Below are 12,127 nucleotides of genomic sequence, written 5' to 3' on the forward strand. Positions count from 1 at the left end.
TTGAAGTTACGGCGTTACGCTTTTCTTGCTTGAATCACGCACGATCAGGGTGGGTACAAGCGTCTGCTTGTCGCCTTCCGTCTCCGTGTTGTTGCCATCCATCAACTGCAGCAGGCGCGTCGCCGCCTTGTCGCCCAACTCGGCGATACTCACCTGCATCGTTGTCAACGAGGGGTGAACGAAACGCGCCAGCGGAATGTCATCGAAGCCGGCCAACGCCACATCGGCCGGCACGCGTACGCCAGCCTGTGCAAACGCATACAGGCAACCGAGCGCCATCATGTCGTTGGCTGCGAACACCGCATCGGGCAATGCACCGGCGGCCAGCAGCTCCTGCCCGGCACGGTGGCCGGAGGCTTCGTCGAAGTCGCCGGGCAGCTCGATGCCCTGCGCATCGCTGCCGAACGCAGCCAGCGCATCGCGGAAACCACGCAGGCGTTCGCGCGCATCGAAATTCAGGTCGGGGCCGGCGATGAAGGCAATGCGGCGATGCCCGGCGTCGAGCAGGTGGCGGGTCATCGCCATCGCACCGGCATGGTCGTCGATGCTCAATACGGGGTGGTCCTGCTCAGGCAGATACGTATTGATCAACACCGTAGGCAGCGACTGCGGCAGGTTGTCGGTCAGGAAACCCGGGCTCTCCGCATACGGCGACAGCACCAGCAGTCCGTCGACCCGGCCGCGCATGGCGCGCAGGGCCGCGCCCTGCTGCTCCTGGTCGCCGTGGTAACTGGACACCAGCAGGTGCTGGCGGCGCGAACGCGCCACCCCGTCGATGCCGCGCATCAGTTCGGAGAAGAATTCGCCGTACAGGTCGGGCAGCACCACACCGATGGTGTTGGTGCGCCGGCTGCTCAGGCTGCGGGCGGCCGCGTGCGGGGTGTAGCGCAGGCGCGCTGCCACCTCGAGCACCAGCTTGCGCACGGGCTCGGCGACGTTTTCATGGCCGTTCAGGGCACGCGAGACCGTTGCCACGCTGACGCGGGCTTCGCGGGCTACATCTTTGATGGTGATGGCTGCCTTGTTCACTTCGCCGCCCTCCACGGCTTAGAGATCTGGGCTTGGCGCGGAATGTAAGCGTTTTCATTCCCGGATGTAAACAGTCCGTTAGGCGAATGTCTCACGGCGGTAACCTCGAGATGTCTTGTAGAGGTCGCCCCGGGACTTGCCGGGACAAGGCAGGACAAGGGTTTCAGCCCTGTTCTGGCGGGGTCTGGGCGTCGATGGACAGCGCATGGATATCGGTCTCCATCATCGTGCCCACGGCCGCATAGACCATGCGGTGGCGCGCAAGCGGCAGCTTGCCCTTGAACGCGGCGCTGACCACGCGCACGTTGAAATGCCCGCGCCCGTCGCGGGCGCCTTCATGGCCGGCATGGCGGTGGCTATCGTCTTCCACCTCCAGCAGCACCGGGTCCAGGGCCGCCTGCAGGGCCTCGCGGATACGCTCGACCCGGTTCACGGCAGCACCTTGCGGAACGGACGCACCTGCACGCGGGTGTATACACCGGCCTCCACATAGGGGTCTTCGGCGCCCCAGGCCTGGGCCTGTTCCAGCGAATCGAACGCGGCGATCACCACGCTGCCGCTGAAGCCGGCCGGACCCGGGTCTTCGCTGTCGATGGCCGGGCACGGGCCGGCCAGCAGCAGGCGACCGTCGTCGCGCAGGGCTTCCAGGCGGGCCAGGTGGGCCGGCCGCGCCGCCAGCCGGGCGGGCAGTACGTCGGTACCGTCATAGCCTTCAATCACATACCACACGGGCAACTCCAGGGGCTCAGCTAAACAAACCCCGCGATTCTAGCCCGCCTCGCTGGACACTGCCGTTGTGAAGCCGTACTCTTGTCCACATTGCACGTGGCTGGACGCAGCAACCCGGTCGGAACCGGGCCCCCTGCCCCACACCAGCACACGTAGACGACCTCCCGTAGTTCTGTCGCTGCACGTTCGCAGCGCGTCCTGCTGCTGTTTGAAATGTGGAACCACGCCGGCACAGGCGTGTCATGGCTTGCGGCCGGGTCCGGCGCAGCAAACTGGTCCGTTGCAATACCGACGTCAATCTTGATGACTTCCGAACTCGCGCTCGACGCGAACCCGCAAACCCGGCCGACCGCCCCGCAGCAGCAGGAAATGCCGCTGGCCGTGGTGCATGGTCAACCGGTCCTGCAGATCCCGCAGGACCTGTACATCCCGCCGGATGCGCTGGAAGTCATCCTGGATGCGTTTGAAGGTCCGCTGGACCTGCTGCTGTACCTGATCCGCCGGCAGAACCTGGACATCCTGGACATCCCCGTCGCCGAAATCACCCGGCAGTACGTGGACTACATCAATGTCATGCAGGAACTGCGTTTCGAACTGGCCGCCGAGTACCTGGTGATGGCCGCGATCCTGGCCGAGGTGAAGTCGCGGATGCTGCTGCCGCGCCCGCCGAGCATCGAAGGCGAGGAAGGCGACCCGCGCGCGGAACTGGTGCGACGGCTGCAGGAGTACGAACGTTTCAAGCAGGCTGCCGAGGATATCGACGCCCTGCCCCGCCAGGACCGTGACACCAGCCTGGCGCATGCCTTCGTGCCCGACCGCGCGGCGATCAAGCTGCCGCCGCCGGTGGACCTGAAGGAAATGCTGCTGGCGCTGCACGACGTGCTCAAGCGCGCCGAGCTGTTCACCGGCCACGCGATCAAGCGCGAGGCCCTCAGCGTCCGCCAGCGCATGGGCGACGTGCTGGGCCGTCTGGAAGACGGCAGGTTCTATCGTTTTGAAACGCTGTTCACCGCCGAAGAAGGCAAGCTGGGGGTGCTGGTCACCTTCCTGGCCCTGCTCGAACTGGCCAAGGAACAGCTGCTGGACATCGTGCAGGAAGCGCCGCTGGCGCCGATCTACGTCAAATCCCTGGCCGCCGGCAACACCAACGAACCGCTGCAGTTCAACAGCGAGTTCGACGACGCCGACGCCGCCAACGAATCCGACTGAGCACCCGACCCACGCATGGATCAACCGCTGATCAACCGCATTGTCGAAGGGGCGCTGCTGGCCTCGAGCCAGCCGCTGACCCTGGCCCAGCTCCAGGGCCTGTTCCCGGAAGAGGAACCGGCGCCGCCGGGCAGCATCGAACGCGCGCTGGAACTGCTGCGCGAAGGCTGCGCCGACCGTGGCGTGGAGCTGGTCGAGGTCGCCTCCGGCTTCCGCTTCCAGGTCACCAACGAGGTCCACGGCTTCATCACCCGGCTGTGGACCGAGCGCAAGACCCGTTACACCCGCGCCACCCTGGAAACCCTGGCGCTGATCGCCTACCGCCAGCCGATCACCCGCGGCGAGATCGAGCAGGTTCGTGGCGTGGCGGTCAGCAGCAACATCATCCAGGCCTTGGAAGAACGCGAATGGATCCGCGTGATCGGCCACCGCGACGTGCCCGGCAAGCCGGCGCTGTTCGGGACCACCAAGGGTTTCCTGGATTACTTCGGGCTCAAGCGCCTGGACGAACTGCCGCCGTTGTCCGAGCTGCGCGACCTGGGCGAACTGGAACCGCAGCTGCCGCTGGACACCGATGGCCAGCCAGCTGGCCGGATTGCTGCAGGTGCAGCGACGCCGGAAGCTGACAACGACGAAACGCCGGCCGGCGCGGACGACATGCCGGCCGACACCGACGAACCTTCTGATTCCGAACCGGAACCGGAACCGCCGCTGGACCCCAACGCGGCCCGTGCCGCCGCCCGCACCGCCCTGATGTCGGCCCGACTGGCGGAACAGGACGACACGCAGGACAATATCGACGCGCCCGCCACCGCGGAAGCCGCCGAAGACGATTCACCCGCCAGCGATGGCGACCCCGATTCCGTGCCGGTAGACCGCACGGCGCACCATCAAGAAACCGAAGACAACGCCGTCGCGACGACGACCGTGGCTGTTGACGAAGCCGATCCCGAACCAGAGGCCGACGAAACGTCGCCGGCCGGAGCCAAGTAAATGAGTGACACCCCCCGCAAGCTGTCGTTGAACAAGCTTTCGCTCAAGCGCGAAACCGCTACCGAACAGCCCAAGCTCGAAGAGCGCCTGCACAAGGTGCTGGCCCAGGCCGGCCTCGGCTCGCGCCGCGCGCTGGAACAGCGCATCGCCGAAGGCCTGGTCAAGGTCAACGGTGAAGTCGCGCAGACCGGCATGTCGGTCAAGAGTGGCGACAAGATCGAGCTGGATGGCCGTGGCTTCGTCGCCACCGCCCTGGCCGAGCCGTCGCGCGTGCTGGTCTACAACAAGCCGGAAGGCGAAGTGACCACCCGCGATGATCCGGAAGGCCGCCCGACCGTGTTCGAATCGCTGCCGCCGCTGAAGGGCGCGCGCTGGATCGCGATCGGCCGCCTGGACATCAACACCACCGGCCTGCTGCTGGCCACCACCGACGGTGAACTGGCCAACGCCATGATGCACCCGTCGTTCGAGGTCGAGCGCGAATACGTGGTCCGCGTGCGTGCGCCGGAAGGCGAGGAAAAGGTCTCCGACGCCATCGTCGACCGCCTCACCCGTGGCGTGGCACTGGAAGACGGCCCGGCCAAATTCGACGAGATCGAACGCATCGGCGGTACCGATTCGCACGACTGGTTCCGCGTCGTGGTGAAGGAAGGCCGCAACCGCGAAGTGCGCCGCCTGTGGGAATCGCAGGGCTGCCAGGTCAGCCGCCTGAAGCGCACCCGCTACGGCAAGGTGAGCCTGCCGCGCGAACTGGCCCGTGGCCATTCGGTGGAACTGGGCACCACCCAGGTGGAAGCCCTGCGTGCGCAGCTGAAGCTGGAAGAAGGCGCGCCGTCGGCGCTGACCCTGCAGCCGGTGATCGGCCAGCGCCGCGCCGCCAAGACCACCGTGCGCGTCTCGCGCGAGGGTGGCCGTGGCAATGCCTACGTCAACGGCCACAACCAGGCCGATGAAGGCCGCGAGCTGCGTCGTTTCGACAACGTGCGCGAAGACCGCGGCCGCGGTCGCGGCGGCAAGGGCGGCGGTTTCAAGGGTGGCCTGACGGTCACCGGCGAAGCGGCGGCCAAGCAGTCGCAGCGTCCGTTCAAGCAGCGTCCCGACAAGGGCAACCGCGCCCTGCCCGAAGGCAACCCGGCCGCGTTCCGCAGCTGGTACGTGCCCGATGGCGTGAGCACCGGCCCGAGCAACCACCGCAATGCCGGTCCGGGCGCTGCCCGTGGCCCGGGCGCGCGTGGTCCGGGTGCCGGCGCCGGCGCCGGCGGCCAGGGTCGTCCGTACGGCAAGCCGAAGGGTCCGGGCGGCGCAGGCGGCCAGGGCCGTGGCGCCTACGGTGAGCGCAGCGGCGGCGGTTTCGGCGGTGAAGGTCGTGGCGGCGAAGGCCGTGGCGGCTTCGGCGGCCAGGGTCGTCCGGCCGGTGCCGGCGCGGGCAACCGCGGCGGCCAGGGCGCGCAGCGCCATCCGTACGGTCACCCGGGCAATGCCCCGAGCTTCCCGTCCGACCATGCCAACCCGGGCGCCAGCCCGTACGGCAATGCGCGTCCGGCCGGCAATCGTCCTGCGGGCAACCGCGGTCCGGGCGGCCCGGGTGGCAACCGTGGCCCGGGTGGCCCCGGCGGCAATCGCGGCCCCGGTGGTCCGGGTGCGCGCGGTCCGGGCGGTCGTCCCGGCGGCGCCCGTCCGGGCGGAAATCGCGGCCCCGGCGGCGGCGGCCACCGTGGCGGTGGTCCGCGCGGCGGCTGAGTGAACTGAAAAAACCCGGTCAATGACCGGGTTTTTTCGTTTGGATCCACCGTGTGACTTATCGGCGTTCGATGGTGAAGCGGGCGCCCGCAATGCCCAGGTCCCAGCCCTTGCCGGTGCCGGCCAGGGCCAGCGACACATCGCCCTTGGTGACCACCTGCGCGCTGCTGGATTTGTCGGCGCCGGCGTGCGCTTCGACCGACGCGTACGAGCCGATCAGGTCGTTGAGCGAGTACGCCCCGCTGAACTTGCCCTTGCCGTTGGTGACCGTCGACTTGCCCACGCTGAGGCCGCCGCCCTTGACGGTGATCTTGACCGGAATGCGCGCGCCGTTGTCGCAGCTGATGGTGCCGGTGCCGGAGGCGGTCTTGTAGAACACAGACCATCCGGCGAGGTTGTACTGCAGTTCGCAATCGATGTTGCCCGCCGCCTGGGCGGCGGGAACCGCGCCCAGGCTGGCCAGACTCATCAGTGCCAGGAAACGCTTCTTCATCAGGGTGGCCTCGTACCAGGGTAACGAGGCCGAATCTAGCTCATTTGGCGGGCGCCTCGTCCATGCGGCGGTTCATCGTTTCAGCGGTCAGCAAGGTAGACGCCAGCCTGCGCACGTCGCCGTCATGCAGCAGCGTGTCGCGCGCCTTCGACACCGTCTTCAGGCTGGACTTGTCCGGCCGTGCGCCCATGGCGTAGCGATAGAAGCCGCTGGCCAGGCACATCATCGCCTCGCGGTTGTCGGCGACGTGCCCGGCAATGCCACGCACATCATCGATATGGTCCACCCAATTGCCGCCGGACGTGTCGATGAACGGCCCGGAGGCATCGATGGGCACCTCCTGGTCGGTGTAGCCCTCGTTGATGCCCAGTTCGGTCTGGCGCAGTTTCGCGGTCTGGTCGAAGTTCTCCATCGACGCGCCGGTGTCGTTGAAGAACTTGTGGCAGGTCCAGCAGGTGCCGCTCGATGCGTCAGGGCCGGTGTTGATATGCCACTTCTCGCGCTCGCCGATCGGACGGTCCGGATACGGGTCCGGGTCCGGCCGCAGTGCATTGGACGCGAACGCCTGGCAGAAGAGGCTGTTGCGGATGACGAAGCCGCGCATCACCAGCGAGGTGGAGTGATTGTTGGCGTACTTGACCGGGAACAGACCGGCGTTCAGCACGCCACCCCGCCAGTGCGCCTGCTCGGTCGACAGCGTGATCTTCTTCAGCGCGCTGCCGCTGACCCCACCGATGGCATAGTGATTGGCCAGCGCCTCGTTGAGATAGGTATAGCCCGGATTGAACGCTTCGCGTACGGTGCCGGAGCCTTCGCCGAAGTTCTCTTCCAGGGTCATCCGGAACTCATCGCGCATGTCCGAGATCATCGCTGCGTCCAGTCCGGGACGCGGCGATACCGGAATACCCGGGGCAAGGCCGGCGTAGTAAGACACGAAGCGGGTCAGCTGCTGCGCCGCGCGCGGGTCGGCCAGCATGCCGTCGACCACCGCCTGTACCTGCTGCTCCGTGTCCAGTTCGCCGTTGCCTGCCTTGTCCAGCAGCGCCGCATCCGGCGTGGTACCCAGCAGCGTGAACGACAACGCGGTAGCCCGCTCGTAGGGGGTCAGGGTGAACAGCGCATCGTCCGCATCCGGGGTTCCCATCTCCGAGCGATACAGGAAATACGGCGAGGCCAGCATCGCCAGCGCCACGCCCCGCGCGCCCCCCTCCGGTTCTCCAAACACGGTTCCGTATCGGGTCTTCTCGGCCGCAGACAGCGGGCGCCGGAACAGCTCGCGCCCGAGGTTTGCCACGAAGTCGGCCGCCGTGCTGCCGTAGCGGGTGGCCAACGCGGCTTCGTCGATCGCGTCGTGCACCTTCAACGAGGTGTCGTAGTACTTGCGCACGTCCTCTGCGGTAAAGGTGCTGGCAATGGCTTCGACCGGATAGATGAAGTCCGGGCCATCGGCCTTGTTGTCTGGCAGGTCTTCCGGATCCACTGTCACGCCGAGCACGTCATGCACCGCGTTCGCATACTCGGTGCGGGCCAGCATGCGCAGCTGGCGCGGGCCGGCCTGCGGACCCGGGTTGCTGTACTCGCGCCAGACCGTATTCACCAGGTAATCGGAGATCTCCGACGCGCAGACACCGTCGCAGTGGGTGCCGTTGGCGGTCATGTTGGTGGTCATGCCGATGATCTTTTCCTTCAGCGCATCGACATTCTCCACCCAGCGCATCGCCTTGACCGGATCGTTCCAGCTGGTCGCGGAGTGGCAGCCCACGCAGCCGTTGGGGTCGTCCAGCAGCACCTGCTTGCCGAGGTCTTCCACCACCGTGTAGGCGGTGGTCCGGGTGATCGGCGCGGTGTCGTAGTCCACCTGGATGCGTTCGCGCATCGGCTCGGGGTACGCCTTTTCGGTGTACGGGTAATGCACCACATAGTCCCCATACTCCAGCGCCACCTTGGCCTGGCCACCCCAGGCCACGTCCACCGGCACCCAGCCCTGGTTGCCCTTGCGCAGCTGCACCTGCCAGGTCTCGGCCAGTGCGCCGGCGGGCTTGGCCGGCGCCTGCAGGGTGAGTTCGACGTTGACCTCCGGCCGTTCGATGTAGGTGGCAGCGACCTCGGCGTCCGGCGCACCCGCGCCCAGGGTCGCATGCATCTCACGCTGTTCCGGCACCCACTCGTCGAACGGCTTCCATTCCACCTTGTAGTCACCGTGTGCCAGGCCGGTCAGCGCCAGCTTCTTGCCCCAGGCCAGGCCGAAATCGCGACGATCCCCGTCCGGCCCGGTGAGGAACCCCACCACCTGCTGACCGGCCACGTCCGCCGAAGGTGCCGCCGGCGCCCTCAGCGTCAGCGTCGTGGCCGGCAGTTCGTCGGTGGCATAGGTGAGCCGGTAGATGTTGCCCGAGATGTCGTCGCTGACCAGCAGCGAGCCGTCCGGCATGGGCAGGAACTCCACTGGACTGCCGATGCAGCCGTTCTCCTGCATGCGGCCGGACGGTGTGGTCGGGCCGGTGCCGCGCCAGCCCTGCACGAGTGGAATCGAGGCTTCCACCGTGTCGCCTTCCAGCGTGAACACCGTGATGTTCATGCCCGGGCGCTCGTCGCTGCCCTTGCTGTGCACGGCGGCCAGCAGGTACTGGCGGCCGCGCTGCGGCGCGTAGCTCTTCCAGAAGCGGATGCCAAGCGGTGCGAAGTTGCTGCCGAAATCGAACGCGGGCGGCGAAAAGTTCAGCGTATTGATGTCCGTAGGCGCCTTGTCGCTGAGGATGGCACCCTGTGGAATCCGCAGCGCATCCAGTTCCTCGCGACGCTCCCACTCCGAGTCGGTGATGCCGACGGTGTCGCGGCCGAATACGTAGGGCGCGCCGTAATGCCGCGGCGCCCGCATCATGTTGAACACGTTCAACTCATCGGGATTGTCGAACCCGTCGCGGTTGTTGTCGCCTGACCAGACCGTGCCGGTGGCCGGCTGCCAGTCCATGCCCACGGCATTGCGTATGCCGCGCGCCAGCACTTCGGACGCGCCGGTGGCCGGGTTGACGCGCAGGATCGTGCCGTAGCGGGTGTCCTTGGTGGTGATGCAGACATTGCACGGAATGCCCACGTCCGTGTAGATCCACTCATCGGTGGGATCGAAGGTGTTGAAGTGCAGCGAGTGCTTCTGGTGGTACCACCGCCACGGCGGTACGTCCGGCATCGGGAACGCGGTGTCGTCAGCCGGGAATTTCCAGACCTCGGTACCGATCAGCGCACCGGTGCGGTACTTGTTGTCGATGTCGTCGATGCGGCGAAGGCTGCCGCTGGTCGCGTAGTACAGCGTGCCCTTGCGATAGGCGACGCCATGCGGCTCCTCCAGTCCGGTACCGATCACGTACGTGGCCGTGGTGCCGGTCTTCTGCGCGTTCAATTCCAGCGCGTACAGCACCTGGGCACGACGGTTGGCGGTGCTGCCGTCGCCCACCGGCACGTCCGCCCAATGCGGAATGGCACTGCTGCCCACATACAGCACGGTGCCCGCATCGTTGAGCGCCATCTGCCGGGGTTGATCCAGACCCGAGGCGAACAATTCGACCTTGATGCCCGGCAGCCCCTTCAGGCGGGCTACATCCGGCAAGCGGCGGAAGCGCGGCTTGAACACGACGTTCTGGCCGGCTGGTTCGGTGATCCGCAGCACACGGCCGGTATCCATCGGCGCGCCTGCACTGCTGCTGTCCAGGATCAGCACGTAATTGCACTGTTTCAGCTCGTCGATGACAACGGTCTGCCCCCAGTTGCCCTGGATCGGGTGGACATCCTGGCCGCACTGCAGCTTGCCGGTGATCTCACCGGCGGGCGCGCCGGTGCCATGTTCGATGTCGGACGGCAGTTCCAGGGTGATGCGGTTTCCCTGCGGATCGGGATCCGGATCGGGGCCCATGCAGGCGCCCAGGTGCGTCCATGTGTCCTCCCAGTAATCGTTCTGTCCATCGGGTTCGTAGACCTCCTGGTTGCACCAGCCCGCGTGCCCATGGCACTCGTAACGCTGCCCCAGGTGCTGCACCGTATCGCCGATGACGTAGCCGCTGTCCGGCGCCCACTGCGGGTCATCGCACGTTGCCCTGGCAGAACCGGAGCCGCCCTCCTCCCGGCGGCATCCACCCAACGCGAGCGCCATCATCAGCGCAACCACCGCGATCCCGGCTTTCATCGGAGGTCCCCAATGTGTGAATTCGACCCCCGTTGAATTCATGCCGCATGCCGCGCCTGCAGCCTGTCACCGCATTCAGCGGATGCCGCTGAAAATGCCGCCGACCGGTGGAAGGCTGTAACCCGACTCCACCCCCATCGACTGTGCCACCGTCGTCCAGATCCGCTCGATGGTGACGTGTTGTCCAATCTCGTCCATTTTGTCGCCCTGGTCACCGACATGGATGAAGCGACCGTTGTTGCTGTTGCCGACGTTCAAACCATGCGACCTGGTGCCTCCGATCATCACCATCGGCAGGTCCATACTGGTCTCGGGACGGCCGTCGGACAGCTCACTGGTCACTACCACCAGGGTGTGGTCGAGCAGCGAATCTTCCGGCACGTCCGGATCCTGGTGCCGGGCCAGGTCGTCCAGCAACGCCTTGAGACGGTTGACGTACCAGACCCGTGACTGCTGCCACAGGATGCGCTTCTCGTCCGGGCCGCTGCCGCGATTCTGGTGCGCGGCCTCGTGCGCATTGTCGACAAACGTCGGCCCGGTACCGTCGCCATACGGATCGAAATAGACGGCCTGGTTTTCCGAGCTGGCGCCGACCTGGAAGGTGGCTACCCGGGTCGCACCGCAGGCCAGTGCCGTCGCCAGCACGCTGGACGTTCCCGCCAGCACATCCGCCCTGCGGCGGTGGTCGGAGAGCCACGATTCTTCGAACTCGGGCAGGGTCGGGTCGCAGCCCGGCGAAGGCTCCACCGGGCCGCTGTCCAGATCCTTCTGCACCTGCTCGATTGCGTCCAGGTGCAACTCCAACTTCTGCCGTTCGCGCGGGGACATTCCTTCCTTCAGTTCGCGCAGGTCGGCCAGGGCCGGGTCGAACACGTGCTTGCCGCCACTCCGGCTGCGCCCGGCCTGGTCGGGGAACAGGCTTGCGAACAGGCGGTGGGGATTGCTCTGCATGTCCCGGATCGCCGTACCGCCGGCAGAGTAGGACACCCGGAACGTCGGGTTGTGCGTGATGTGACCGCAGAACACCGCCTTCTGCGTGGCCGTGTAGTTCTGCAGGTTCTGCCCGATGATGTGGTCGATGCTTGCCTGCTGCCTGCGGCCGTCACGCAGGCATGATGCCCAGCCGTTGTGCGCTTCGTAGTTGCCAGCCAGCGATGTACCGCGGATGTAGAGCGATTGCGAGCGGTAAGGCTCCAGCTCGCTGCTCAGCATCGCCAGAATGGGACCTTCCACATCCAGCCCCAGCGAGCGGTAACTGTTGTTGCCCACCTCGCCGTCCCAGGGATGCCAGATCTGGCGCTCGTCAGGGTCGGTCGGTGGATCCTGGTTGGGTGTTTGGTTGTTCATGTTGAGCGTCCCCAACCCGTCGGCAAGGATCACGAACACAACCTTGGGCTTGCCGCCCTGCAGCGCCCCCTTCAACTCGCGCCCATCCACCGCCCAGCGGGCCAGCGATGCACGATTGAGGTAGTACGCGCCTGCGCCCAGGGCGCCCAGTCCGCCGGCGGCGGCCAGACCCAGCAACAGTCTACGGCGGGAGATCGAGATGCTCATCGGGCGGTCTCCTGCGTCATCCTGCAGGAAATACCCACTGCGGTGTACAGGTTCTCAGACGCCGACCGAATGGCCGCTGCGCAGGTCTTCATGGGAGGTCCCCAACGTGAATTCGACCCCCGTTGAATTCAAATTCCACTGGCCATGCACAGGCCCAGTGGAATTGGCCGCAGGTTGCGCCCCGTCCTATTAAAACCGGGTGA

At 66.5% G+C, this 12,127-nt stretch carries 8 protein-coding genes and 1 pseudogene; 3 read left to right on the plus strand and 6 right to left on the minus strand.

Translation table 11 applies throughout. The features are described from left to right. Positions 1–6 precede the first annotated feature (6 nt). The 3 genes from RYM47_RS15045 to RYM47_RS15055 all read right to left on the minus strand — a co-directional run bounded on the left by RYM47_RS15045 (position 7) and on the right by RYM47_RS15055 (position 1,758). A complete protein-coding gene (locus tag RYM47_RS15045) occupies positions 7–1,044 on the minus strand; it encodes a LacI family DNA-binding transcriptional regulator (protein ID WP_315388851.1) in 1,038 nt (345 codons plus the stop codon). A gap of 148 nt (positions 1,045–1,192) precedes the next feature. Next, positions 1,193–1,462, minus strand: a complete 270-nt coding sequence (locus RYM47_RS15050) for a BolA family protein (protein ID WP_315388852.1) — start codon at positions 1,460–1,462, stop codon at positions 1,193–1,195. Next, positions 1,459–1,758 (minus strand): YciI family protein, encoded by a 300-nt coding sequence (locus RYM47_RS15055; RefSeq protein ID WP_315388853.1) that lies wholly within the window; start codon positions 1,756–1,758, stop codon positions 1,459–1,461. The genes RYM47_RS15050 and RYM47_RS15055 overlap by 4 nt, the downstream gene beginning before the upstream one ends. A gap of 303 nt (positions 1,759–2,061) precedes the next feature. On the opposite strand from RYM47_RS15055, the gene RYM47_RS15060 reads away from it, so the two are divergent. The 3 genes and pseudogenes from RYM47_RS15060 to RYM47_RS15070 all read left to right on the plus strand — a co-directional run bounded on the left by RYM47_RS15060 (position 2,062) and on the right by RYM47_RS15070 (position 5,700). Next, positions 2,062–2,967: a ScpA family protein gene (locus RYM47_RS15060; protein WP_315388854.1), complete on the plus strand. Its 906-nt coding sequence runs from the start codon at positions 2,062–2,064 to the stop codon at positions 2,965–2,967. A 15-nt stretch (positions 2,968–2,982) separates the two neighbouring features. After that, a pseudogene (gene scpB / locus RYM47_RS15065) lies at positions 2,983–3,968 on the plus strand (SMC-Scp complex subunit ScpB). Beyond that, positions 3,961–5,700 carry a pseudouridine synthase gene (locus RYM47_RS15070; RefSeq protein ID WP_315388855.1) on the plus strand — a complete coding sequence of 580 codons (1,740 nt, stop codon included), beginning with the start codon at positions 3,961–3,963 and terminating at the stop codon, positions 5,698–5,700. The pseudogene scpB and the gene RYM47_RS15070 overlap by 8 nt, the downstream one beginning before the upstream one ends. Before the next feature lie 58 nt (positions 5,701–5,758). Here RYM47_RS15070 and RYM47_RS15075 read toward each other — a convergent pair whose 3' ends face one another. From RYM47_RS15075 to RYM47_RS15085, 3 genes are all read right to left on the minus strand, one after another. After that, positions 5,759–6,193: a hypothetical protein gene (locus RYM47_RS15075; protein ID WP_315388856.1), complete on the minus strand. Its 435-nt coding sequence runs from the start codon at positions 6,191–6,193 to the stop codon at positions 5,759–5,761. A gap of 40 nt (positions 6,194–6,233) precedes the next feature. After that, the gene (locus RYM47_RS15080; RefSeq protein WP_315388857.1) at positions 6,234–10,370 is read right to left on the minus strand and encodes a DUF1592 domain-containing protein; all 4,137 of its coding nucleotides are present in this window, start codon (positions 10,368–10,370) and stop codon (positions 6,234–6,236) included. Between the two features lie 75 nt (positions 10,371–10,445). Then, on the minus strand, positions 10,446–11,924 hold the full coding sequence (locus tag RYM47_RS15085) for a DUF1552 domain-containing protein (RefSeq protein ID WP_315388858.1): 1,479 nt from the start codon (positions 11,922–11,924) through the stop codon (positions 10,446–10,448). Positions 11,925–12,127: the final 203 nt, after the last annotated feature.

The organism is uncultured Stenotrophomonas sp., from assembly GCF_963519125.1.
In the GTDB taxonomy this organism is placed as follows: Bacteria; Pseudomonadota; Gammaproteobacteria; order Xanthomonadales; family Xanthomonadaceae; genus Stenotrophomonas.

Excerpts from the sequence above, each read along its gene's own strand:
- RYM47_RS15080 (WP_315388857.1), bottom strand. The coding sequence starts at position 10,370 with ATGAAAGCCGGGATCGCGGTGGTTGCGCTGATGATGGCGCTCGCGTTG.
- RYM47_RS15085 (WP_315388858.1), bottom strand. The coding sequence starts at position 11,924 with ATGAGCATCTCGATCTCCCGCCGTAGACTGTTGCTGGGTCTGGCCGCC.
- RYM47_RS15075 (WP_315388856.1), bottom strand. The coding sequence starts at position 6,193 with ATGAAGAAGCGTTTCCTGGCACTGATGAGTCTGGCCAGCCTGGGCGCG.
- RYM47_RS15070 (WP_315388855.1), top strand. The coding sequence starts at position 3,961 with ATGAGTGACACCCCCCGCAAGCTGTCGTTGAACAAGCTTTCGCTCAAG.
- RYM47_RS15060 (WP_315388854.1), top strand. The coding sequence starts at position 2,062 with ATGACTTCCGAACTCGCGCTCGACGCGAACCCGCAAACCCGGCCGACC.